General features: G+C 58.6%; 23 protein-coding genes, 1 tRNA gene and 1 pseudogene. 12 read left to right on the top strand and 13 right to left on the bottom strand.

Annotation, left to right across the window (positions count from 1 at the left end; translation table 11 throughout):
- Positions 1-59: 59 nt before the first annotated feature.
- The 4 genes from DTA24_RS04590 to DTA24_RS04575 are packed head-to-tail and all read left to right on the top strand — an operon-like array spanning position 60 to position 4,759.
- Positions 60-332 carry a YtcA family lipoprotein gene (locus DTA24_RS04590; protein WP_008806389.1) on the top strand — a complete coding sequence of 91 codons (273 nt, stop codon included), beginning with the start codon at positions 60-62 and terminating at the stop codon, positions 330-332.
- Positions 333-338: 6 nt separating this feature from the next.
- Entirely contained in the window at positions 339-1,364 is a 1,026-nt protein-coding gene (gene mdtN, locus DTA24_RS04585; protein ID WP_008806390.1) for a multidrug transporter subunit MdtN, read from the top strand.
- Positions 1,365-1,376: 12 nt separating this feature from the next.
- A complete protein-coding gene (gene mdtO, locus DTA24_RS04580) occupies positions 1,377-3,314 on the top strand; it encodes a multidrug efflux transporter permease subunit MdtO (protein ID WP_032733790.1) in 1,938 nt (645 codons plus the stop codon).
- On the top strand, positions 3,311-4,759 hold the full coding sequence (locus DTA24_RS04575) for an MdtP family multidrug efflux transporter outer membrane subunit (protein WP_117143308.1): 1,449 nt from the start codon (positions 3,311-3,313) through the stop codon (positions 4,757-4,759). The genes mdtO and DTA24_RS04575 overlap by 4 nt, the downstream gene beginning before the upstream one ends.
- 62 nt (positions 4,760-4,821) lie before the next feature.
- Here DTA24_RS04575 and DTA24_RS04570 read toward each other — a convergent pair whose 3' ends face one another.
- From DTA24_RS04570 to DTA24_RS04550, 5 genes are all read right to left on the bottom strand, one after another.
- Positions 4,822-5,121 carry a DUF1889 family protein gene (locus tag DTA24_RS04570; protein WP_008806393.1) on the bottom strand — a complete coding sequence of 100 codons (300 nt, stop codon included), beginning with the start codon at positions 5,119-5,121 and terminating at the stop codon, positions 4,822-4,824.
- 183 nt (positions 5,122-5,304) lie between these two features.
- Complete coding sequence (locus DTA24_RS04565; protein ID WP_008806394.1) at positions 5,305-6,858, bottom strand: peptide MFS transporter; 1,554 nt, start codon at positions 6,856-6,858, stop codon at positions 5,305-5,307.
- Positions 6,859-7,334: 476 nt separating this feature from the next.
- The gene (gene arsC, locus DTA24_RS04560; RefSeq protein WP_008806395.1) at positions 7,335-7,757 is read right to left on the bottom strand and encodes a glutaredoxin-dependent arsenate reductase; all 423 of its coding nucleotides are present in this window, start codon (positions 7,755-7,757) and stop codon (positions 7,335-7,337) included.
- A 9-nt stretch (positions 7,758-7,766) separates the two neighbouring features.
- Positions 7,767-9,059 carry an arsenic transporter gene (locus DTA24_RS04555; RefSeq protein WP_012967253.1) on the bottom strand — a complete coding sequence of 431 codons (1,293 nt, stop codon included), beginning with the start codon at positions 9,057-9,059 and terminating at the stop codon, positions 7,767-7,769.
- Between the two features lie 52 nt (positions 9,060-9,111).
- Positions 9,112-9,441, bottom strand: coding sequence for a metalloregulator ArsR/SmtB family transcription factor (locus tag DTA24_RS04550; protein WP_123836576.1), 330 nt, complete (start codon positions 9,439-9,441; stop codon positions 9,112-9,114).
- 219 nt (positions 9,442-9,660) lie between these two features.
- Here DTA24_RS04550 and DTA24_RS04545 point away from each other — a divergent pair, with 219 nt between their 5' ends.
- Positions 9,661-9,954 (top strand): YciI family protein, encoded by a 294-nt coding sequence (locus tag DTA24_RS04545; protein ID WP_012967252.1) that lies wholly within the window; start codon positions 9,661-9,663, stop codon positions 9,952-9,954.
- Positions 9,955-9,972: 18 nt separating this feature from the next.
- A complete protein-coding gene (locus tag DTA24_RS04540; protein WP_023323252.1) occupies positions 9,973-10,545 on the top strand; it encodes a DUF1349 domain-containing protein in 573 nt (190 codons plus the stop codon).
- Positions 10,546-10,548: 3 nt separating this feature from the next.
- Here the strand turns inward: DTA24_RS04540 and DTA24_RS04535 are convergent, their stop codons facing one another.
- Positions 10,549-10,824 (bottom strand): hypothetical protein, encoded by a 276-nt coding sequence (locus DTA24_RS04535; RefSeq protein WP_043876093.1) that lies wholly within the window; start codon positions 10,822-10,824, stop codon positions 10,549-10,551.
- A 170-nt stretch (positions 10,825-10,994) separates the two neighbouring features.
- A complete protein-coding gene (locus DTA24_RS04530) occupies positions 10,995-11,894 on the bottom strand; it encodes a LysR family transcriptional regulator (RefSeq protein WP_012540606.1) in 900 nt (299 codons plus the stop codon).
- A gap of 138 nt (positions 11,895-12,032) precedes the next feature.
- Between DTA24_RS04530 and DTA24_RS04525 the strand changes: the two genes are divergently transcribed.
- From DTA24_RS04525 to DTA24_RS04510, 4 genes and pseudogenes are all read left to right on the top strand, one after another.
- Positions 12,033-12,341, top strand: coding sequence for a superoxide dismutase (locus DTA24_RS04525; protein ID WP_004151785.1), 309 nt, complete (start codon positions 12,033-12,035; stop codon positions 12,339-12,341).
- Between the two features lie 2 nt (positions 12,342-12,343).
- Complete coding sequence (locus DTA24_RS04520) at positions 12,344-12,907, top strand: NAD(P)H-dependent oxidoreductase (RefSeq protein ID WP_110191070.1); 564 nt, start codon at positions 12,344-12,346, stop codon at positions 12,905-12,907.
- Positions 12,908-12,927: 20 nt separating this feature from the next.
- On the top strand, positions 12,928-13,947 hold the full coding sequence (locus tag DTA24_RS04515) for an aldo/keto reductase (RefSeq protein WP_040968858.1): 1,020 nt from the start codon (positions 12,928-12,930) through the stop codon (positions 13,945-13,947).
- Positions 13,948-13,979: 32 nt separating this feature from the next.
- Positions 13,980-14,784: pseudogene (locus DTA24_RS04510) on the top strand (carboxymuconolactone decarboxylase family protein).
- A gap of 357 nt (positions 14,785-15,141) precedes the next feature.
- Here DTA24_RS04510 and DTA24_RS04505 read toward each other — a convergent pair.
- The gene (locus DTA24_RS04505; RefSeq protein WP_047666912.1) at positions 15,142-16,071 is read right to left on the bottom strand and encodes a LysR family transcriptional regulator; all 930 of its coding nucleotides are present in this window, start codon (positions 16,069-16,071) and stop codon (positions 15,142-15,144) included.
- Between the two features lie 129 nt (positions 16,072-16,200).
- Between DTA24_RS04505 and DTA24_RS04500 the strand changes: the two genes are divergently transcribed.
- A complete protein-coding gene (locus DTA24_RS04500; protein WP_086631384.1) occupies positions 16,201-17,589 on the top strand; it encodes an MFS transporter in 1,389 nt (462 codons plus the stop codon).
- A gap of 167 nt (positions 17,590-17,756) precedes the next feature.
- On the opposite strand, the gene DTA24_RS04495 is transcribed toward DTA24_RS04500, so the two are convergent.
- Positions 17,757-17,830 (bottom strand) — tRNA-Gly (locus tag DTA24_RS04495).
- Between the two features lie 80 nt (positions 17,831-17,910).
- Positions 17,911-18,624 carry an amidase activator ActS gene (actS, locus tag DTA24_RS04490; protein ID WP_016161813.1) on the bottom strand — a complete coding sequence of 238 codons (714 nt, stop codon included), beginning with the start codon at positions 18,622-18,624 and terminating at the stop codon, positions 17,911-17,913.
- Between the two features lie 313 nt (positions 18,625-18,937).
- On the opposite strand from actS, the gene idi reads away from it, so the two are divergent.
- The gene (gene idi, locus DTA24_RS04485) at positions 18,938-19,492 is read left to right on the top strand and encodes an isopentenyl-diphosphate Delta-isomerase (RefSeq protein WP_044614464.1); all 555 of its coding nucleotides are present in this window, start codon (positions 18,938-18,940) and stop codon (positions 19,490-19,492) included.
- A 230-nt stretch (positions 19,493-19,722) separates the two neighbouring features.
- Here the strand turns inward: idi and lysS are convergent, their stop codons facing one another.
- The 3 genes from lysS to recJ form a co-directional block, all read right to left on the bottom strand.
- A complete protein-coding gene (gene lysS, locus DTA24_RS04480; RefSeq protein WP_008806422.1) occupies positions 19,723-21,240 on the bottom strand; it encodes a lysine--tRNA ligase in 1,518 nt (505 codons plus the stop codon).
- Between the two features lie 9 nt (positions 21,241-21,249).
- A protein-coding gene (gene prfB / locus DTA24_RS04475; RefSeq protein WP_012540595.1) for a peptide chain release factor 2 occupies positions 21,250-22,348 on the bottom strand; the annotation gives its coding sequence in 2 pieces (ribosomal slippage) (positions 21,250-22,272 and positions 22,274-22,348; 1,098 coding nt in all).
- Positions 22,349-22,433: 85 nt separating this feature from the next.
- Positions 22,434-24,167, bottom strand: coding sequence for a single-stranded-DNA-specific exonuclease RecJ (gene recJ, locus DTA24_RS04470; protein WP_012540594.1), 1,734 nt, complete (start codon positions 24,165-24,167; stop codon positions 22,434-22,436).
- Positions 24,168-24,171 lie beyond the last annotated feature (4 nt).

Raw genomic sequence — 24,171 nt, 5'->3', positions numbered from 1 at the left:
TCCCGCAACGAGGCGATTACACTCATCACACACTGGTATGATCACTCAGGGATGCTCTATTGAATCATATTGCCACCATCGCCCGCCCGGCGCGGTTACTGCTCGTCTTGCCGCTTTCTGGCTGCTCACTTTCGCCCGCGATCCCGGTATTGGGCGCCGCGTTCCCCGGCTGGTTTTTCTGCTTATTGGGCGGTGCGTTTTTACTGATCCCCTGCCATATCCTGATTACCCGTAAAGGCTGGCAGCCGCGCTTTTCTCCTCTGGTCTTCAGCTATGTCGCGCTGATGTTCCTGTTCGCCACGCTGCTGTGGTTTCTGTTTTTTGTTCACTGATCGCTTATGACAACTTCCCGCACTCCCCTGTTACGCAAAAAGTGGCCTCTGCTGGCGCTGGTCCTTGCCGCTATCCTGGCGCTGATCCTGGTTATCTGGCAGTTGCAAACCTCGCCGGAGACCAATGACGCCTATGTCTATGCCGATACCATCGATGTGGTGCCCGAGGTCAGCGGACGCATCGTGGAGATGCCCATTCGCGATAACCAGCGGGTGAAAAAAGGCGATCTGCTGTTCCGCATCGACCCCCGTCCCTATCAGGCGATGCTCGATGACGCGAAAGCGCGGCTGACGACCCTCGACGCGCAGATCATGCTGACCCAGCGCACCATCAAAGCGCAGGAGTATAACGCCCAGTCGGTGGCGGCCGCCGTCGAGCGCGCCAGAGCGCTGGTCAAGCAGACCACCTCCACGCGCACCCGCCTTGAGCCGCTGGTGCCGCAGGGGTTTGCCTCCCAGGAAGATCTCGATCAGGCGCGCACCGCTGAGAAAGCGGCGCGGGCGGAGCTGGAGGCCACGCTGCTGCAGGCCAGACAGGCCTCGGCGGCCGTGACCGGCGTGGATGCCATGGTGGCACAACGCGCCGGGATCCTGGCGCAAATCGCCCTCGCCGAACTGCATCTGGAATTTACCGAAGTGCGTGCGCCCTTCAACGGCGTGGTGGTGGCGCTGAAAACCACCGTCGGCCAGTACGCCTCGGCGCTGAAGCCGGTCTTTACCCTGCTGGATGACGACCGCTGGTATGTGATCGCTAACTTCCGCGAGACCGATCTGAACAACGTTCGCCCCGGCGTGGCGGCGCGGATCACCGTGATGACCAACCACAACCGGACCTTTAACGGGGTGGTCGATTCGGTCGGCTCCGGGGTCCTGCCCGAAGGCGGGAGCGTCATCGAAGGGCTGCCGCTGATCCAAAAAAGCATTAACTGGGTTCACGTCTCGCAGCGCTTCCCGGTGAAAATCGCCGTCAGCGATCCCGATCCGGCGCTGTTCCGCATGGGCGCCTCGGCCAGCGCCGTGCTGCAGCCGTAGCCGGGGGACGCGATGTTTCCTCTCGCCCATTTTTTACGCCAGGAGCTGCGCGACGCGCCGGGACGCGCCAGCTACACGCTGCGCCTGACGCTGAGCTGCGCGGTGCTCATCACCCTGTTTATGACCCTGCAGATCCCCTTCCTGGCCGTTGCGCTGATCGTCGTGTTCTACGTCAGTCAGCCTAACGTGTTGATGATCAAGCTGGTCAGCGTGGTCTTTTTTGTCACCGTCACCGTGGCGCTCGGCGGCGTGCTGCTGATCATCAAGTGGACCTATGACTACCCGCTGATCCGCCTGGCGGCCTCCGTGGCGCTCTTTTTCTGCGCCATCTACCTGATGCGGGTGCTGGGTAAGCTGGGACTGGCTTTTTTCGTGGTGGCGCTGGCGGTGATTTATGCTCAGACCTTCCCGTCAATGACCAGTCAGAGCGAGATCCTGGTGCGGCTGCTGCTCTGGCTGTGGGTGGCGATTAACACCGCGATCCTCGTCACTTTGCTGGTCAACGCCTGTTTTCAGCAGGCCTTTCCCGGCAACCAGTTTAAGGCGCGCCTGGCGGGGATGCTGCACGAGGTCGCCCGGCGGCTGACGGCTCCTGGCGATGAAGCGCCACCGACCTTCGGCGAGACCGCCGCGCAGTTCAACCAGCTGCAGTCGCTGTTCGCCCAGGCCAGCCGGGCCACGCCGGAGATAGCCGCCGAACCGCAGGCCTGGCGCTCGCGGCTGGCCGCCACCCTGCGCTGCTATCAGCTGGCGGCGCTGCTGCAAGCAGACGAGGCGGATAGCGAAGATCGCCAGCAGCTGTCGCAGGCGGTACTGAAGCTGAAGAGTGCCCTCAGCGAGGAACAGTTTGACGGCGCCATTCCTCCCCTGGCGCTCAGCGGTCGTGGCATTAATCACGCGGTTCTGCAGGAGATGGCTACCCTCCTGCAGCAGCTGGCGCAGGGTGAGCCCGTCGCCCTGCCGCAGGGTGAGGTGGAGAAGGCGCCCCTGCTGGCGCCGGACGCCTGGCGCAACCCGGCTTATCTCCATTTTGCGCTCAAGACCCTGCTGGCGACGCTAATCTGCTATGTCTTCTATACCGCTGCCGACTGGCAAGGGCTGCACACCATTATGCTGAGCTGCGTCATTGTCGCCCAGCCCGGGCTGGGCGCCACGATGCAAAAGACATGGCTGCGTATCGGCGGGGCGCTGCTCGCCACCCTGCTGGCGCTGCTGTTAATCGTCTTTGTTCAGCCCTGGACCGATTCGCTGTCGGGCCTGCTGGCGATGTCTCTGCCGGTGCTGGCGCTGGCGGCGTGGATTGCCGCCGGCTCGGAGCGTATCGCCTACGCCGGGATCCAGATTGGTTTCACCTTTGCGCTGGCCTTCCTCAGCTGGTTTGGCCCGCTGACGAACCTCACCGAGCTGCGGGATCGGGTGCTCGGCATCCTGCTCGGGGTGCTGGTCTCCTCCATTGTCCATTTGTATCTCTGGCCGGACAGCGAAGCGCCGCAGCTGAAATCGCGCCTCGCCAGCCTCTATCGCCGGCTGGCGGACTGCCTCGCCGCCCCGCACGATGCGGTGCCGCTGGCCCCTCTGTTTGTCGCCTTCACCGACAGCGAAGCGCTGCTCCATCGGGTTCGCGCTGAACCGCTGGGCACCTGGGCCCATCCCTGGCCCCAGGCGAAAGGCTGGCCGATGCGCGCCACCCTCGCCCAGGCCGAGGAGATCGCCCGCCTCAGCGAAGGCTACCGGCTCAATGCCGCGCCGGGAGACCCGACGCTGGCTCGCTGCGCTGAACAGCTGCGGCGCTACGCCGAACGTATCGAACAGGAGGCGGCAGCGCCTGACGGGACGCTGGCCGCCGATCTCCGCAACCCCTTTGGCCCGGCGCTGGCTACCGCGCTGGCCGCCCTGCCCGACTGGGGCCCGACACCGATAGCGACTGAGCAACAGGCTAAAACGTCATGATGATGCTTCCTTTCCCCGCGCGATTGCGGGTCACTCTCTTTACCCTGACGCTGACGCTGCTCAGCGGCTGCGCGCTGATCCAGGATGAGCCTTCCCAGGTCGCCATCGTCAATCCGCAGCAGGCCCAGCTGGCGCAGGTGATCCACCTGGCGAACAGCGACTGGCCGGCAGCCCGCTGGTGGGAGGCCTATGATGATCCTCAGCTCAACCTGCTGATCAACCGGGCGCTGCAGAACTCGCCGACCATGCAGGCCGCCCGGCTACGCATCTCCCAGTCGCAGTCCACGGTGGAGCTCGCCCGCTCGGCGATGGGCCTGCAGGCCACCGCCGTCGCGGCGCAAAACCGCCTGCGGATCACCGACAAATCCTTTAGCTGGCCCTACTCGTACTCCCTGCCGGTGGATAAGAACGGTCCCTGGTATACGCTGAATACCGTTGGCGTCGGGGCGCAGCTGAATATCGATCTCTGGGGAGCCGATCGCGCCCGGGTCGCCGCCGCCATTGGCGAGAAAAATGCCCGGCTGGCGGAGACCGCCGGCATTGAGCTCGACATCGCCAGCAGCGTGGCGCAGCTCTATTTCACCATGCAGGCGACGTTCCAGAAAATCGCGCTGCTGCAGGAGCTGGAGGGTATTGCCCAATTCTCGGTAGCGGCCCATGAGCACCGGACCCAACGCGGCGTGGAAGACAGTGTGGATGTGGCCAATGCCCGGGCTGAGCAGCTCGCCGCTCGCCAGCAGATTATCAGCGCCGAGGGGATGCTGACCCAGTATCGTGAAACCCTGCGGGCGCTGATCGGCGCCGATGCGCAGAGCATGCCGGCGATCCATCCGGTGGCGCTGCCGGCGCTCCAGGAGACGCTGCCATCGTCGCTCTCTTTCGAGCTGCTGGCCCGCCGTCCGGACCTGCAGGCGCTGCGCGGCTACGTGACTGCCTCCCTGAGCCAGGTCGATGCGGCGAAAGCGGCCTTCTATCCTCATTTTGATATCAAAGCGTTCTGGGGATATAACGCCCTGAGCGTCGGGGATCTGTTTAAGTCCTCTTTCCAGCAGATCAACCTGCTGCCCGGGCTGTATCTGCCAATCTTCGACGGCGGTCGTCTGAACGCTAATCTGCAGTCGGTGCGCACCGCCAGCAACATCCTGATCAAACAGTACAACCAGGCGGTGCTGGACGCGGTGCGCGATGTCGCCATCAGCTCCAGCCAGCTTAACGATCTGAACCAACAGCGCGCGCTGCAGCAGCTAAAGGTCACCGCGGCGCAGACCACCACCGACAGCGCCCGCGCCCATTATCAGCGCGGCCTGCTCAGCCGCTACGCCGCCGAAGAGGCCCGGCGGGCGGTTCTCGCCCAGCAGCTGTTGCTGCTGGACATTGAAGCCCAGCGGCTGAGCACCGACATTACCCTGATCAAAGCCCTGGGCGGCGGCTATCGCGGGCAGTAACAAAAATGCCTTCCCGGATGGGGAAGGCATTTAACAGAAGAGGCGGGGTGGCTGCGCGGCGATTACACCAGGGCGCGCAGCTCCTCCTGCATATAGGTGGAAAAGAATTCCGGATGCTTGATGACCATCCGCTCGCCGGCGGCGATCCGTTCAGCCCAATCCGCCACTTTGTCGGTAAACCCGGCGCTCCAGCCCTGCTGCTGCCCGCGTTCAGCGACGTCGGCCGGGGTAGCGGGCACGCCCAGCTCTTTCAAATATTTGAGAATTCCCTTCGCGGTACTTTCATCCATAGACTGTGGTACTGGCTCAGACGTATTCATACCACCGATGAAATCCAATGCTTTATCAATGACTGCTGGCATAGGTGTGTCCTTATATTAACCACATAGTAAACCTGACTACACTATGGACCGGAAAGTGACGTGATTTCAAAGAACACGCTCACGTTATGGGACATCGCGCATTGTGAAAAAGGGATTTTGTTCTGCTGAGGCGGGTTTCGTACAAAAATAAGCCGGCCCCGTAGGGCCGGTCTGAGGATCGCGTCAGGCGTTGCTGACGGATGTTTGCCCGGCGCTGGACCGACTGTTCTCCAGCATCCGGCGGACCGGGACAATCAGCACGGCCAGCACGGCGGCGCAGATCAGCAATGCGATGGAGCAGCGGGCGAAGAGGTCCGGCAGCAGCGACAGCTGATCGGCCTTCACGTGACCGCCAATCAGGCCCGCCGCCAGGTTACCCAGCGCGCTGGCGCAGAACCACAGGCCCATCATCTGGCCGCGCATTCTCTCCGGCGCCAGCAGAGTCATGGTCGCCAGACCAATCGGACTCAGGCACAGCTCACCGAGCGTCAGCATCAGGATGCTGCCCACCAGCCACAGCGGCGACACACCGGCCCCGCCGTTGCTCAGGACGTTCTGCGCCGCCAGCATCATCAGGCCAAAGCCCGCCGCTGCGCACAGGATGCCAATCACGAATTTGGTCATACTGCCCGGACGCACGTTTTTACGCGCCAGCGCAGGCCACGCCCAGCTGAATACCGGCGCGAGCAGAATGATAAACAAGGCGTTAATCGACTGGAACCAGACCGCGGGGATCTCAAAGTCGCCGATCATCCGGTTGGTGTAGTCGTTAGCAAACAGGTTAAAGGAGGTCGGTTTCTGTTCAAACGCGGACCAGAAAAAGGCCGCCGAGACCAGCAAAATAAAGCACACCAGCAGGCGCGCCCGCTCTTTACGGTTCAGCCCCGCGAAGACGAACAGCCAGATGAAATAGAGCGCCACGGAGGCGGCAATCACATAGACCAGCACGCTGGCCACCGCCACCGGGTTAATCACGATCGTGCCCAGGCTAATCAGCGTGACCAGCACTGCCACCCCCAGGGCCAGGGCCAGCAGCCACGCTCCGACGCCATTCTTTTTCGCCACCGGGCTGTTCCAGGTGGAATCGAGGCCGACCTCCGCGTCATAGCGCTTCATCGACGGCACGGCAAAGACGCGGAAAATGACCAGCGCCACCAGCATCCCGATCCCCCCGATGCCGAAGCCCCAGTGCCAGCCATGGGATTTAATCAGCCAACCGGAGATCAAGGGCGCGATAAACGAGCCGATGTTGATCCCCATATAGAACAGCGAAAAACCGCCGTCGCGGCGCGCGTCGCCTTTTTTATACAGGGTGCCGACCATCACTGAGATACAGGTTTTAAACAACCCGGAACCCAGGACGATAAACATCAGACCGATAAAGAACAGGTCGTTGCCCAGCCATGCCGACAGGGCGATCGACAGGTGCCCCAGGGCGATCAGGATAGAGCCGTACCAGACGGCCCGCTGCTGGCCAAGCCAGTTATCCGCCAGCCAGCCGCCCGGCAGCGCGGCCAGATACATACTGCCAGCAAAAATCCCGACGATCGCCGAGGCGTTCTCCCGCGCCAGTCCCATCCCGCCGTCGTACACCGTCGCCGCCATAAACAGGATCAGTAAGGGACGGATGCCGTAAAACGAGAAGCGCTCCCACATTTCGGTGAAGAACAGGGAGCCCAGCGGATAAGGATGGCCGAAAAAGGTACGGCTTTCGTTTTTATTAACAGAGGAATGCATAAATTCTCCAGGTAAGGTGCGCCGCAGCGCAAGTTAACCGTATAAAGCGGGCTGACGATTTATAATTTGTTTGCATTAACATCAAACGCGAGCATTTTTAACCATTTGATAACCACACAATGGTTTTGTCCAGCCCCTTACCTTCCCTTTTTAGATGAAAAGTCGACAAACATCTAGTTTTACAGATTTAACGTTCATAAAAAGATAAACAGCATTGACTTTATATTAGCGCAGCAAATCCGATTATTTTTATTAAAAAACAGAAAGTTAACGCTAAGGCGACGATCTATAGCGGCTCAGTTCGGCTGCCAGGATAACGACAGAAAAAGTAAGGAAAACAGGTGGAATGATGTAGAAACCACGCTAAGTGGCAATATTTCTCTATCAGGGACTATCCTGGCCCACGGTGTTTGTCGCGGAGGATGACGGGAGGGGAAGTGAGGCAGCCGGGAGTCAAAGCCGGCGCCTTTCGCGAGTTATTTCACACGCTGCCCTGCGGCATCAATGACTGGCTCACCATCTTCCTTCACGAACGCGCCTTTTTGCGACGCCGTCAGGATCTCCAGCACCACCTCTGACGGGCGGCAGAGTCGGGTGCCCCGCGGCGTTGTCACGATCGGACGGTTAATCAGGATCGGATGCTGAAGCATAAAGTCGATTAACTGATCGTCAGTAAACCGGTCTTCCGCCAGCCCCAGCGCGTCGTAGGGTTCAACGTTTTTCCGTAGCAGGGCACGTACCGGGATCGCCATCGCGGCGATCAGCTGGCGCAGCTCATCGCGCGATGGCGGCGTCTCCAGATAATAGATAATGGTGGGCTCAGCGCCGCTGTTGCGGATCAGCGCCAGGGTATTACGCGAGGTGCCGCAGTCAGGGTTATGGTAAATGGTGATGCTCATAGTACGTTCTCATGGCTGGTTGAAGGAGAGACGCAGCGCCAGCGCGGCCAGCGTCACAAGCAGCACCGGCAGGGTCATGGTAATGCCGCAGCGGAAATAATACCCCCAACCGATGGTGATGTGCTTCTGCGCCAGCACATGCAGCCAGAGCAGCGTGGCCAGGCTACCAATTGGCGTGATCTTGGGCCCCAGATCGCAGCCGATGACGTTGGCATAAATCATGGCCTCTTTGATCGTCCCTGTTGCCGCGCTGCCATCAATCGACAGGGCGCCGACCAGTACGCTGGGCATATTATTCATTATTGAAGAGAGGAAGGCCGACAGGATACCGGTGCCCAGCGTCGCGGCCCAGAGCCCGCGCTCCGCCAGCATGTTCAGCACCGTGGTCAGATAATCCGTTAACCCGGCGTTTCGCAGGCCATACACCACCAGATACATTCCCAGCGAGAAGATCACGATCTGCCACGGGGCGCCGCGCAGCACCTTGCCGGTGTTAATCACCCGCCCGCGCTTCGCGACAGCAAACAGGATCCCCGCTCCCGGCGCCGCGATGGCGCTGACCGGGATCCCCAGCGGGTCAAGAACGAAAAAGCCGACCAGCAACAGCAGCAGCACGCCCCAGCCGGTGCGGAACGTCGCCGGATCTTTTATCGCCGTGACCGGCGCTTTCAGTAACGCCATATCCCAGGCCGGCGGGATATCCCGGCGAAAGAACAGGTGCAGCATCGCCAGGGTGGTGAGGATCGCCGCGAGATCGACCGTCACCATCACCGAAGCGTACTCCCTGAAGCCGATGGCAAAGAAATCTGCCGAAACGATATTCACCAGATTCGACACCACCAGCGGCAGGCTGGCGGTATCGGCAATAAATCCGGCGGCCATGACAAAGGCCAGCATCGTTCCCTTGCTGAATCCCAGCGCTCGCAGCATGGCAATCACGATGGGGGTGAGGATCAGCGCCGCGCCGTCGTTGGCAAACAGCGCCGCCACCGCGGCGCCGAGCAGGATAATCCAGGTAAATAGCAGACGACCCCGCCCTCTTCCCCAGCGGGAAACGTGCAGCGCGGCCCATTCAAAAAAGCCAGACTCATCAAGCAGCAGGCTGATAATGATAACGGCGATAAAGGTGGCGGTCGCATTCCAGACGATATGCCACACCACCGGGATATCGGCTAGTTGTACTCCACCGGTGGCCAGCGCCAGCGCCGCGCCAAAGGCCGCGCTCCAGCCGATCCCTAAACCCCGCGGCTGCCAGATCACCAACACCAGGGTCAGGACAAAAATCGCGCCTGCCAGCAACATGATTACCCCCGTCAATCACATTCGAAAAAACAGATATGTTTAGATAAAATTTTTACTGACAACCCGCCCCGTCAGCCAGTCTGCAAACCATCATCCGCACATCGTCCTGCTGACTGAGCCAGGCCTGCTCAATCACCTGCGCCGCCCAGGCCGGCATCTGCGGAGCGAGGCGGTAATGGACCCATTTACCCTGTTTACGATCCAGCAGCAGCCCGCTTTCCCGCAGCATCGCCAGATGGCGGGAGATCTTGGGCTGGGACTGGGCGAGCGCCGTACAGAGATCGCAAACACACAGCTCTCCACGCGCCTTGAGCAGCAATACGATCCCCAGCCGGGTTTCATCGGCGAGGTTTTTGAACAGTTGCAGGGGCAATAAAGACATGATTTCTCCTCAAGCGTGACGGACAGCATACGGAACCACCAATAAAGATCAATATACATTCGTAAAAACATATGTGTTATTTCACGCCTGCGATAAGCCCCCGTTGAGTGGCTACACGCCCTCCCTTGCGCAATAGCACGGAAAAATGCCGCGCTTTCTTTTATCCCTCATCGAAATGTGTCAGGCTGGCGATCCCATCGGATTGACAGGGTTTTCAGGATGAGTACGATTTATGTGGTTGTTTTAACGTATATAAAACCGCTCGAAGAGGTGGACGACGCCATTCCCGCCCACGTCGAATGGCTCAAAAAAGGCTATGCTGACGGCCTCTTTCTCGCCTCCGGCCGCCGCCTTCCCCGCACCGGCGGGGTGATTCTGGCGAAATGCGCCAGCCAGGAAATGCTGGAATCGCGTCTGAGTCAGGATCCCTTCCAGCAGTTGGGTCTCGCCCGTACCGAGATTATTCCCTTTGAGGCCAGCATGGCGTCACCCGTACTGCAGTCGCTGTTATAAGCGTATCCCGGAGGAAAAATGCAGCCGTCCTTTCACTGGATCAATGAACCTGCCGAGTGGCGCCGCGATACCGACGGCCTGACGGTGGTCACCGATAAGCATACCGACTTCTGGCGCCATACCTGGTATGGCTTCGAGCGTTTCTCTGGGCATCTTTATGCTACTGAGGTGGAAGGTGATTTTACCCTGCAGGCAAAAATATGTGCCGATTTCACCACGCTTTACGACCAGGCTGGACTAATGATGATGGCGGACGAGCAGACCTGGCTGAAGGCGGGGATTGAATTCAATGACGATGCCCCGGCCATCGGCAGCGTACTGACGCTAACCCACTCCGACTGGGCCACCGGGCTTTTTCCCGGCGACCCGCGCACCTTCTGGCTGCGGCTGACCCGCAAGGGAGATGCGTTAAGGCTGCAGTATTCGACCGACGGCGAGCGCTGGCCGCTGCTGCGGCTCGGCTACTTTCCGCCAGGCCCGGTGAAAGCGGGCGTCATGTGCTGCTCACCGGAGCGCGCGGGACTGGCGGTTGAGTTTCAGGATATTCAGCTTTCCCCGCCATCAGACAAAGCGCTGCACGATCTGAGCTGAACGCTAGCGGGAAGACCCGACTTTCTCTGCATCCTGGGGCCCGGGATTACAGGGTTCGCGGGTGCCGGGCAGGTAAAAATGGCCGTGCTTATCAGGATCGGTGCCGCCCGGGCACCCTGCCCGACCCGAGGAATTATCGCTATCGCCGCCGTTCGAACCGTTGCCGCCGTCGGCGCCAGCTATTACCGACTGCCCGTTATGGCCACCGTGAACGCCCTGCGCTGCACTGGCCGAAAACGCCACCAGCGCGAATATACAGACCATGAAGCGTCTGCCCATTGCTGCCTCTCCCTTATTGATATTCCCCGTCCATCGCGTTGACGATGGGATGAGCCGTTGCACGGCAAAATGCACCGCGATAAAAACGCGTTATCCGCAGGGAGTATAGGGTTAAGGCTGAGAGAAAGACAGGGCCGGTGCCTTCAGACATTTCGCACGCAAAATAGCCTCTATTCCGCGGTATGCGCTATCAGAAAATCAATCAGGGCTTTCACCCTTTTCGTTCTGCCCGCGTTTTTCGGGTAATAGAGATAAACCGGCGGATAGGTTTTCCAGTAGTCCTCCATCACCGGTAGAAACTGTTCACGATCGGGCTGTAGCCGCCAGATGGGTTCAAACAAGCGGCCAATCCCCAGTCCATGGCGGATACCGTCGGCCATGACGTCAATATCATTGCTGATTAACTGTCCGGGCATCTCGACGGTCAGTTGCTCGCCGTGGTCATTGAGGATCAGCGGCAGGATGCGGTTGTTGGTAATAAAGCGATAGCCAATCAGCCGGTGATGGTTGAGATCGGCGGGCACTGCAGGCACGCCATATTCGGCCAGATAGGCTGAGGAGGCATATAACCCTTCCCGAAACGGCTTCATTAACGGGCGGGCGACCACTCCGCCTTCGAGAATATCGCCAAAGCGGATCCCCAGGTCGAATCGTTCTTCAATAATATTGACGGTACCGTCATAGACCGATATTTCCAGCTGGATCCCCGGATATTGCTGACAAAATGCCGCCATCGCCGGTTTCAAAATAAGCAGGTAGGCAAAGCGCGAGAGGGTTATTCTCACTGCTCCGGAGGGTTCCTGATTCTGGTCGCGGAGGCTCTCCAGCGATGTTTCCAGAACCTCCACCGCCGCCGCAGTCTGCTCCAGCAGCTGTTGCCCGGTTTCCGTCAGCTCGATTCGCCGGGTAGTGCGCACAAAAAGCGGATGACCGATGTGCTCTTCCAGCAGCTTGAGGGCATTGCTGACCGAGGGCGGCGTGATTTCTAATTTCCTTGCGGCGGCCGAGATAGTGCCTTCGCGCGCAATGCTCTGAAAAATGCGTATCTGATTATAAAGCGCGTTATTCATAGCATCTCCTTAAGCCAACCTCGACTGATTATTAAGTACAGGCTAAATATTCTTAAGTCAATGACCGCCTAATCTTCGCCACCAGGGGCTCGTATACTTTTGTCTCTTCCCGCTAATAACGACTTTCCGGAGACAACGATGCGAATTTTATGTCTGGATATCCCTGCGCCCGGCGCGACGCTGGAACACTATGCGCCGCACCTTACCGCGGAAGCCCTGCATGCCTGGGGACTGTATAAGTCTGGCTTTATCCGCGACATCTATTTCCGTCAGGACCGACCCGGCGTCGCTATTTTCCTCGAATGCGACACCGTGGAAGAGGCGAATAACGTCATGGCCGAATTTCCGCTGGCAAAAGCGGGTTTATTAACCTTCGAGTGTATTCCACTCGGCTCGTTTATTAGCTGGGAAAATCTCTTCTCAGCCGAATTTAAACATCAGGAGTAACGATGGGAACGCCTCATATCCTTATCGTTTCCGGACATCCGGACCTCAACCATTCCATCGCCAACGCCACCATCCTCGACGAGGTAGAGACCGCCCTGCCCGACGCGGAAATCCGTCGTCTGGACTGGCTCTATCCGCACGGCAAATTCAACATCAGCGCAGAGCAGGAAAGCCTGCTGAAGGCCGATGTGATTGTCTGGCAGTTCCCTTTTTCCTGGTATGGGCTGCCCGGGTTAATGAAACAGTGGCTGGACGAGGTTTTTGTTCATGGCTTTGCTCACGGCTCAACGGCGAAACTGGGCGGTAAAAAACTGCTTCTCTCTTTCACCACCGGGGCGCCGCAAGCGCTCTACACTACTGACGGTTTCTTTGGCCACGCCATTGAAGAGTACCTCCTTCCTTTCGAGACCACGGCCAGGCTGTGCAATCTTGAGCTGCTGGCGCCGGTTTATACCTGCGGCATCAGCTACGCCGACCGGGATGCCGACAAAATCGCCCAGCAAAAAGCGCGTGCCCGGGAGCACGCGGCCAGACTGATCGCGCAGCTGAAAACTCTGGTGGAATAACCCAAAGGGAGAAAATAACGATGCAGTATACCCGGCTCGGTAAAAGTGACTTACTGGTCTCCCGCATCTGCATGGGATGTATGGGGTTTGGCGATCCGTTGACGGGCCAGCATCGCTGGACGCTGGACGAAACAGCAAGCCGGGACATCATTCGCTACGGCCTCGAAAAGGGCATCAATTTTTACGATACCGCCATCGCCTATCAGAACGGCTCCAGTGAGCGGTACGTTGGCCGGGCGCTGCGGGAGATGGCAAAACGCGAGGAGGTGGTGCTGGCCACCAAGTTTCTGCCACGAACCGCTGCCCAGATAGCCGAGGGGATCAGCGGAAAAGAGGCGATAGCCCGCTCGCTCGACCAGAGTCTGCGAAACCTCGGGATGGACTACATCGACCTCTACATCTACCACATCTGGGATCACAACACCCCGGTTATCGACGTGCTGGAGGCGCTGCACACCGCCGTGACCGCCGGCAAGGTGCGCGCGATTGGCATTTCCAATTGCTATGCCTGGCAGCTGGCGAAGGCGAACGCCCTTGCTGAACGCGAAGGGCTGACGCCCTTTGTCTCCATGCAAAGCCATTACAACCTGATTATGCGTGAAGACGAACGAGAACTCTTCGGGCTGTGCGCAGAAGATAATATCGCCATGACCCCCTATAGCGCGCTGGCCAGCGGCCGTCTCTCGCGTTTAGAAGGCTACACGCGGCGAGCGGTGGAAGATGATTATGCCCGGGGGAAATACGACGGCACGGCAGAGCAGGATCGGATCATTATTGCGCGCGTCGCCGAACTTGCCGAACGGCATCAGGTCTCCATGACCGAAATCTCGCTGGCCTGGCTGCTGACTAAAGTCACCGCCCCGGTGGTCGGCGCCACGCAAAAGCACCATGTTGACGGTGCGGTCAGCGCCGTGAACCTGCGGCTCAGTTCTGAGGAGATCCGCTATCTGGAAGAGGCCTACCAGCCGCACGTTCTCACAGGCGTGATGGCGCAAAACACGCCGCAAGCCAAAGACCATCATCAGGTGTGGACGCGGTAACCCTCTGTCCTGTTCAGCAGGGAGAATAAAACATGAAAAACGTGATTGCCGCGGCAGCCTTGTCGCTTGTGCTGTCTGATTTTACTTATGCCAACGAACAAAGAGATGAAGCTATGATGAAAATTACCCCCTCCACCCTTGTGGACGCTGATATTCACGCGGTCTCACCGGCGCTGGCACGCTTTGGTCGAGAAGCAATTACTGAAGATCTGTGGACACGCGAAGCCCTCTCGCCCAGGGACCGTAGCATCGTGACCGTAGCCATGCTGATTGCCCGCAACCAGCCAGGCGAGCTGAAGCACTATATTGCCGTTGCGCTCGATAGCGGCGTGACGCCAGCGGAAGTATCAGAGATCATTACCCATCTGGCGTTCTACTCAGGTTGGCCCAATGCAATGTCAGCCGTCAGCGTGACCAAAGCGATCTTTGCAGCCCGCGGCATCACGGCAGAGGCCCTGCCCGCCGCCTCGCCAACGCTGCTGCCACTCAATGAACAGGTAGAGAAACAGCGTGCAGACACCGTGGAAAAAAAATGTCGGCCCCATTTCGCCTGGCCTGGTTAAATTTACCGCCGACCCGCTGTTTCTCGACCTCTGGCAACGGCCCGCGCTTACGCCCCGCGACAGAAGTCTGGTGACGGTCAGCGCGTTAATCGCCGCCGGACAGAGCGCGCAGATTGGCTACCACCTGAACAGAGCCATGGATAATGGGCTTTCGGCTGAAGAGGCCGGAGAAGTGGTCGCCCAGGCGGCGTTCTACGCGGGATGGCCAAATGCGTTTACCGCCGCCCCGGTGGTCGGCGAGGTATTGCGAGCGCGCGAGAGCAAAGCTGAATAAAAAAGAATAAAGGACAGGTAAGCTGTCCTTTATTTATCGTTAATTGTTAATTTAAAGGTACCACGAGGGCTTCCGATTAGGTCTCGCGGAAAGAACATAAACGGTCTATCGAAGTATGGAGACTTCGATCGTGAGTCTGTTCACATCGCTCATTGAGAAAATTGCCGTTCCGTATGCCGTCATGAGTCTCATGAAAGCAGCGATCGCTGTGGCGAGACGGTAGCGCGGACATGTCTATTTGGTCAGAGATGGGCATCTCAATTTAGTTACTACACCGCTACTTCGCTTGATGTATTTTATATTAAATATCAATGAATTGAATTATTCATTTAATATAAATTGATGTTATAGCAATCGCTATACAGGCTCCTTAGTCATGACTGACCGCCCCACACCGCATATCGCAAGAATTTGCTCTCTCAGCCAGCGGTGACCGGGGTCGCGTTCCATTCTGGGGTGCCACATCTGCGATACCGTAATACGACGGCTTTTGAACGGCAGCTCGAAAACATGTACCTGGTCCGTTACCTGCTGATTGAGTAAATAGAGTGCGGGTATCATGGCGATAAGATCCGATTCCAGCGCCACGGACAGGGCTGTCGGAAATCCCGGTACGACGCTCGCAATTTTACGTTTTGTCCCCAGTTCGGCCAGCGCATCGTCAACGGATCCGTGCAACGCGCCATCGGGTGACGCTACCACATGGCCCCAGGCGACATAATCATCCACGCCTATTTCTGCCTGCTTAGCCAGCGGGTGCCCTTTACGCACGACGCCAACAAACCGATCCTCAAACAGTCGTTGCAGCCGTATTTCTGGCCCCATATTACTCTGAACGCCAATCTCCAGATCAACCAGCCCTTCCCGAAGATAGCGCGACGTTTTTTCCGGCTTAGGCGCGAAGCGTATACAGACATCCGGCGCGGCGTCGGCAACCGCTGCTATGAGCGCAGGCCCAAACGCCACCACAAAACCATCGTTTGCCCTGATGGTAAAAAGACGCGCCAGACTTCGCGCGCTGAACGTTTCCGTTGAGGGCTGCAATACCGCCCTGGCCTCGTGCACTGCACGCCTGGCACGATCCCGGGTCGCTTCGGCCCACGGAGTCAGTACCATGTTACGCCCGGCGCGCACCAGGATCGGGTCTCCTGTGACATCGCGTAACCTGCTTAATGTCCGGCTCATGGCCGAGGTGCTGAGGTTCAGACGACGTGCCGCACCTGCGACACTCGCTTCACTCAGCAATATGTCGAGTGCTACCAGCAAATTAAAATCGGGATCAGACATTACCCTTCCTCCCAGCACATTAAGATAAGGCGTTTGATGCAACAATAAAGTGAAAGTAGTGCGCCTTCCGCCCAGTAAAAGCCATCTTTATAGTTTTGTCATCCATACACTCTTCTCAGAGGACAAATGATGACGCTCTTTTCCAGCCAACCCGGCGACGAAGGACTGCCTGGCCCGGCGCGCGCACGGGTGATGGCCGCAATAATGACAACTACCTTAATGGGTGTGTTTGATGGCACCATGATCAACATTGCCCTGCCCTCAATGGCTCAGGAGATGCAGGTACCTGCCAGTATTGCCGTCTGGTTCGCCAACGGGTATCTGCTGGCGGCTGCGATGACGCTGGCGATATTCGCGGCGCTTGCGGCCCGTCTGGGTTATCGCCCCGTATTTCTGGCGGGCCTGACGACCTTTACCCTGACATCACTGGGTTGCGCGCTGGCGAATAAGCCCGAAGTGCTTATCGGTATGCGCGTGCTTCAGGGGATCGGCGGCGCGGCGACGCTGAGTATTGCCCCCGCAATACTCAGGTCCGTATTTCCCGGACGATTACTTGGCCGCATTCTGGGGTTCCATGCCCTGCTCATTGCCTCCAGCTCCGCTATCGGCCCGGTATTGGGCGGTACGATCCTTCACACCCTGAGCTGGCAATGGCTGTTTGCGATAAACGTTCTTCCCGGCACCCTCGCCTTACTGCTGGCGGTCAGAGCGCTGCCGCGGGATGCGATCCCTATGCAGGCGCCCTTCGACACCGTGGGCGCCATATTGTCGGCGCTGCTGTTGGGTTCGACGATCATGGCGGCGAACAGCCTACAGAACGCTACTTCTCAATTCGGCAGCCTTTGCTGGATGGCTCTCGCTGCGCTGAGCGGCATGGCTTTTATCTGGCAAATCCGCCGCACGGATCATCCCTTACTGCCGCCGACCATGTTTAAAAATGAACGTTTTACCCTCGCGGCCTTCACGTCGATGATTGCTTTTGTTAGCCAGGGGATCACCTTTATTACGCTGCCCTTCCTGTTTCAGAGCGAATACGGCTACAGTCCGGTAGTATCTGCCCTGCTGTTTACGCCGTGGCCGTTAGGGATCGTGCTGATTGCGCCGCATGCAGGCCGTTGGGCGGACACGATATCAGCCCCGGCGATATCCACCCTGGGGCTGGTGATTTTTGTCGTCGGTTTGATCCTGCTGGCGACGTTACCCGCCGGCCCTTCAATGTGGGATATCTGCCTGCGAAGTCTGGTGTGCGGAATAGGGTTTGGCTGCTTTCAGAGTCCCAATAACCGGGAAATGCTCTCAAACGTTATTCGTGAGCACGCGAGTTATGCGTCCGGTGTTTTATCCATTATGCGCACTTTCGGGCAGTGCCTGGGAGCCGCCGCCGTAGCCGTTCTGCTGGCAGCAGATGAAAGGTCAATTCATGTTGCGCTGTGGAGCGCTGCCGCGGCCTCTGCGGTATCGGTCATCGTCAGCGCGAGCCGGTTGCGTAAAATTACTCATCCTGCGGAAACAGGATAAATGCGAAAATATCACTAAACGCGACTACTCCAGCGCCAGCAGCGCAAAACGCTGATCCCGCAACCAAAGTGGAGTCCTCCGTCGGAGTTCAATAGACTAACAGCATGCTATAACCGCTGATTTATCAAGGGAGAAGTGAGTTTAGAAGACGTCAGGAGACTGGAGTTTGGAGCGGGCGAAGGGAATCGAACCCTCGTATAGAGCTTGGGAAGCTCTCGTTCTACCATTGAACTACGCCCGCGAAGAGGTGCGAGAAGCATTATAGCCCTTACGCACCTTGTGACAAGCCTGCCAGATGCTGACTGGCGATAAAATAACCTTTTAGCACTTAGGTTTACTGCCCTGCGGCGGCAGATAGCGCAGCGGATCGATGGCCGTGGCCCGATAGCGGATCTGGAAATGCAGGCGCACAGAGTCGGCATCCGTACTGCCCATGGTGGCAATTTGCTGGCCGGCCTTCACGCTCTGGCCATTATTCACCATCAGCTTATCGTTGTGGGCGTAGGCGGTGATGTAATCCTCGCTGTGCTTAATCATGATCAGGTTGCCATAGCCGCGCAGCTGGTTGCCGACATACACCACCTTGCCCGCCCCGGCGGCATACACCGGCTGCCCGCGGGTCCCGGCAATATCAATGCCCTTATTGCCGCCATCGGCGGTGGAATAAGGCAGGACCACTTTGCCACTGGTCGGCCAGCGCCAGCAGCGCTGTCCCACCGGCGGCCAGGAGGATTGAGGTACCGCAGATGAAGGGGTGACCGCCGCAGTGCGCGTAGAGGAAGATTTTTTCTTCGTCGTCTTTGACGCGCCGCTGCCGTTGAGCTTCAGCTTCTGCCCCACCTCAATGGTGTAAGGCGGCGAGATGTTATTCAGACGAGCCAGATCGCGAACGCTGGTGCCGGTGGTGCGCGAGATGCCGTACAGGGTATCGCCACGTTTGACGGTATAGGTGGCACCGGAGTCGGAGGTGCTGGAGCAACCGGCCAGCACCAGGCTTGTCGCCAGCATCAGTGTCATATAAAAGCGTTTCATCATCAGGCATCCTGCACTTAACACAACCACTTACCTCGCAATCAGGGCGAATATCATACCAGCCCGCGGCGCAGGGCGTCATCCCTGAAGGCTAACAGATGACCCTCTGGCATCACGTTCGGCCAGCGACGGAAAGATTCACGTTCATACCGCACGTCGTGGAGGGCACGCCCCGCAGTCCCAGGCTGCCGCTCGCAGACCAGCCTCCAGGGCTTGTTTTGGTAATGCCTTTCTCCCATTTATGGGCTACCCTAGTGGCCTGAGTACATGACCCGGCGGGTTTGTGCCGGGTCATTTTTTATTTTCAGGAGTCGTCATGGCCGGGGAACACGTCATTTTACTGGATGAGCAGGATCAACCTGCCGGTATGCTGGAGAAGTATGCCGCCCACACGCTTGATACCCCTTTACATCTCGCGTTTTCCTGCTGGTTGTTTAATCAGCAGGGTCAGTTTCTGGTCACCCGCCGTTCGCTGGGCAAAAAAGCCTGGCCCGGGGTGTGGACTAACTCGGTCTGCGGACACCCCCAGCAGGGCGAGACCTTCGAGCAGGCCGTCACGCGCCGCTGCCGCTTCGAGCTCGGCGTGGAGATCGCCGATATCGCGCCGATTCACCCGGCCTTCCGCTACCGGGCGGTCGCCCCCAACGGCATTGTTGAGAACGAAGTGTGCCCGGTGTATGCCGCACGCGTGGTCAGCCAAGTGCAGCCTAACGACGATGAAGTCATGGATTATCAGTGGGTTGACCTGGCAACGATGTTAAGCGCGCTGGCCGCCACGCCGTGGGCGTTTAGCCCGTGGATGGTACTGGAAGCGGAAAACCAGGACGCCCGCCAGGCGCTGATCGATTTCGTTGCGCGTCTGCGCGGGTAAGCTGACTATTCTCCAGGCCAGGCGCAGCTCTGTGCCTGTCATTAATGCCTGGCGGCGCTACGCTTGCACAGGCCTACGGTTCTGCGCCATTGCGTAGCCCGGATAAGGCATTTACGCCGCTATCCGGGATCCCCCGGCTTGCGCTGCGCCGGGCTACGTCAGGCTTCGGCCCTCATATCAGACATAAAAAAACCCGGCAAGCCGGGTTTTTTGTATTTCGCGAAGGGCGATTATTTCTGCGGACGCATCGCCGGGAACAGGATCACGTCGCGGATGGTGTGGCTGTTAGTGAACAGCATGACCATACGGTCGATACCGATACCCAGACCAGCGGTCGGCGGCAGGCCGTGTTCCAGCGCGGTGACGTAGTCTTCGTCGTAGAACATCGCTTCGTCGTCGCCGGCGGCTTTCGCATCAACCTGATCCTGGAAGCGCTGCGCCTGATCTTCAGCGTCGTTCAGCTCGCTAAAGCCGTTACCGATTTCACGGCCGCCGATAAAGAACTCGAAACGGTCGGTGATTTCCGGATTCACGTCGTTACGGCGCGCCAGCGGAGAAACTTCCGCCGGGTATTCGGTGATGAAGGTCGGCTGAATCAGATGCGCTTCCGCCACTTCTTCGAAGATCTCGGTCACGATACGGCCCAGACCCCAGCTCTTCTCAACTTTAATGCCGATGGACTCAGCGATCGCTTTCGCGGAATCGAAGTTATCCAGATCCGCCATCTCGGTTTCCGGACGGTATTTCTTGATCGCTTCGCGCATGGTCAGTTTTTCAAACGGCTTGCCGAAGTCGAACACCTGGTCGCCGTAAGGCACTTCAGTGTTGCCGAGGATGTCCTGCGCCAGGGTGCGGAACAGGGATTCGGTCAGCTCGATCAGATCTTTGTAATCCGCGTATGCCATATAGAGTTCCATCATGGTGAACTCTGGGTTATGACGAACGGAGATCCCTTCGTTACGGAAGTTACGGTTGATCTCGAAGACGCGTTCGAAGCCGCCAACCACCAGACGCTTGAGGTACAGTTCCGGCGCGATACGCAGGTACATGTCCAGATCCAGCGCATTGTGATGGGTGATGAACGGACGCGCGGAAGCACCGCCCGGGATCACCTGCATCATCGGGGTTTCCACTTCCATAAAGCCGCGGCCAACCATGAACTGACGAATACCCGCCAGGATCTGCGAACGCACTTTGAAAGTGTTGCGGGATTCATCGTTGGAGATCAGATCGAGGTAACGCTGACGATAGCGCGCTTCCTGATCCTGCAGGCCGTGGAATTTGTCCGGCAGCGGACGCAGGGCTTTGGTTAGCAAACGCAGCTCGGTGCAGTGGATGGACAGCTCGCCGGTTTTAGTCTTGAACAGCTTACCGCGGGCGGCGATGATGTCGCCGAGATCCCATTTTTTGAACTGGTCGTTATAAACGCCTTCCGCCAGGTCATCACGCGCGACGTACAGCTGAATACGGCCGCCAACGTCCTGCAGGGTAACGAAAGACGCTTTACCCATAATACGACGGGTCATCATGCGGCCAGCAACGGCCACTTCAACGTTCAGCGCTTCCAGCTCTTCGTTTTCTTTCGCATCGAAGTCAGCGTGCAGTTGGTCAGAGGTATGGTCACGACGGAAATCGTTCGGGAAAGCGACGCCCTGCTCACGCAGCGCGGCCAGCTTCTCACGGCGGGTTTTCAGTTCATTATTAAGGTCAATTGCCGCGTCAGCGCCCTGTGCTTGTTGTTCAGACATGTTGGTTCCTCATAACCCTGCTTTCAAACTTGCTTCGATAAATTGGTCCAGGCTGCCGTCGAGCACCGCCTGAGTGTTGCGGGTTTCCACCCCGGTACGCAGATCTTTAATACGCGAGTCGTCCAGCACGTAAGAGCGGATCTGGCTGCCCCAGCCGATGTCGGACTTGTTGTCTTCCATCGCCTGCTTCTCGGCATTTTTCTTCTGCATTTCCAGCTCATAAAGCTTCGCTTTCATCTGCTTCATGGCCTGGTCTTTGTTCTTGTGCTGCGAACGGTCGTTCTGGCACTGCGTCACCAACCCGGTCGGGATGTGGGTAATACGCACCGCGGATTCCGTACGGTTAACGTGCTGTCCACCGGCGCCGGATGCGCGATAAACGTCGATACGCAGATCGGCCGGGTTAATTTCGATATCGATATCGTCATCCACTTCCGGATAAACGAACGCCGAGCTAAAGGAGGTATGACGACGGCCACCGGAATCGAACGGGCTCTTACGCACCAGGCGGTGAACGCCGGTTTCCGTACGCAGCCAGCCGTAGGCGTAATCGCCAATGATTTTGATGGTCACGGATTTAATGCCCGCAACTTCACCTTCGGATTCTTCGATGATTTCGGTCTTAAAGCCGCGGGCTTCCGCCCAGCGCAGGTACATGCGCATCAGCATGCTGGCCCAGTCCTGGGCTTCGGTGCCGCCGGAACCGGCCTGAATATCGAGGTAGCAGTCGGCGCTGTCGTATTCGCCGGAGAACATGCGGCGGAACTCAAGCTGTGCCAGCTTCTCTTCCAGCCCGTCCAGCTCAGCAACCGCTTCGTTGAAGGTCTCTTCGTCTTCGGCTTCAACCGCCAGCTCCAGCAGACCAGCCACGTCTTCCAGCCCCTGGGACATCTGATCCAGGGTATCCACAATGGCTTCCAGGGAAGAACGCTCTTTACCCAGCGCCTGGGCGCGTTCAGGTTCGTTCCAGACGTCCGGCTGTTCCAGCTCGGCGTTTACTTCTTCGAGACGCTCTTTCTTGGCATCGTAGTCAAAGATACCCCCTAAGAACGTCGGAGCGCTCCGTGAGGTCCTGAATGCGGTTTTTTACCGGATTTATTTCAAACATGGTCGGTTTCTTTTAATGGATTTGTCAAAATGCGGTGATAAGAGCGGAATTCTACCGGATTCGCGCCCTTATTCATACACTGTTGTCAATTTGGCCAGAGGTGATCGATGATCAGCTGCAGGCTGCGGTTGCCGCGGAACTCGTTGATGTCGAGCTTGTAGGCTAACTGCACTTCGCGCACGCCGTTGTCCGGCCAAATGGAAGTATCAACGTTGAAAGCAATACCGTCCAGCAGCGGGCCGCCGCCAACCGGTTCGACCATCACTTTCAGGTGACGCTCGCCCACCAGCCGCTGCTGCAGCAGGCGAAAACGGCCATCAAACAACGGTTCCGGGAACATCTGCCCCCATGGTCCGGCATCGCGCAGCATCTGCGCCACTTCCATGCTCATCTCCGTCGCCGCCAGCGGGCCGTCGGAGACCACCTCACCCTGCAACAGTGAAGGATCCAGCCACTCGGTCACCAGCTCGCCGAAGCGCTGTTGAAACTCCTCAAAGCGCGCCTCTTCCAGCGATAAACCCGCCGCCATCGCATGGCCGCCGAACTTCAGGATCAGTCCCGGATAGAGCGTATCCAGGCGCTCCAGCGCATCGCGCATGTGCAGCCCCTGAATAGAGCGGCCGGAACCTTTGAGCGTGCCGTCGCCGGTCGGCGCAAAAGCGATAACCGGGCGATGGAAGCGCTCCTTAATGCGTGATGCCAGAATGCCAACCACCCCCTGATGCCACTGCGGATGGTACATCGCCAGCCCGCCAGGCAGGGTGTCGCTGCTGCGTTCCAGTTGCTGACACAGGGTCAACGCTTCGGCCTGCATCCCCTGTTCAATCTCTTTACGCGTCTGGTTGAGCGCATCAAGCTCATTGGCTAACACGCGCGCTTCGCCGATGTTATCGCACAGCAGCAGCGCCACGCCGACGGACATATCATCCAGCCGCCCCGCCGCATTGAGGCGCGGCCCAAGGGCGAAACCGAGGTCGCTGGCCGCCAGTTTTTGCGGGTCACGGTTGGCAATTTCCAGCAGCGCTTTAATGCCTGGCCGACATTTGCCGGCGCGAATGCGGCTTAACCCCTGCCAGGTCAGGATGCGGTTGTTGGCATCCAGCGGCACGACGTCCGCGACGGTGCCCAGCGCCACCAGATCCAGCAGCTCAGCCAGGTTCGGCGCGGCTATGCCGCGGGCGTCGAACCAGCCTTTATCGCGCAGGAAAGTACGCAGCGCCAGCATCAGATAAAACGCCACCCCCACCCCGGCCAGTGATTTCGACGGGAAGTCACAATCGCGCAGGTTAGGGTTAACGATGGCCTCGGCCGCCGGTAGCGTCTCGCCCGGCAGGTGGTGATCGGTCACCAGCACCGGAATGCCCAACGCATGGGCGTGATCGACACCGGCATGTGACGAAATGCCGTTATCAACGGTCATGATCATCTGCGCGCCGCGGGCGTGCGCCTGATCGACCACTTCCGGGCTTAAACCGTAGCCGTCTTCAAAACGGTTGGGCACAAGATAGGAGACGTTACCGTAGCCCAGCGCGCGTAGCGCCAGCACGCTAAGGGCGGTACTGGTGGCGCCGTCGGCATCAAAATCGCCGACCACCACAATATGTAACCCTTTCTCGAAAGCCTCATGCAGCATTTCAACCGCTTTTTCAACGCCGGTGAGCTGCGTCCACGGCAGCATGCCTTTGACGCTGCGCTCCAGCTCCTGCGCGCTGCGCACGCCGCGGCTGGCATACAGCCGCTGCAGCAGCGGCGGCAGGTCGGCAGGGAGATCGACGCCGTCAACCGCCTCACGGCGGCGTAGTTGTATCTGTTGTTTCACGCGA

This window comes from Klebsiella sp. P1CD1, from assembly GCF_003790505.1.
GTDB lineage: Bacteria > Pseudomonadota > Gammaproteobacteria > Enterobacterales > Enterobacteriaceae > Klebsiella > Klebsiella variicola.
This window is presented reverse-complemented; position numbering and strand designations above follow the sequence as displayed.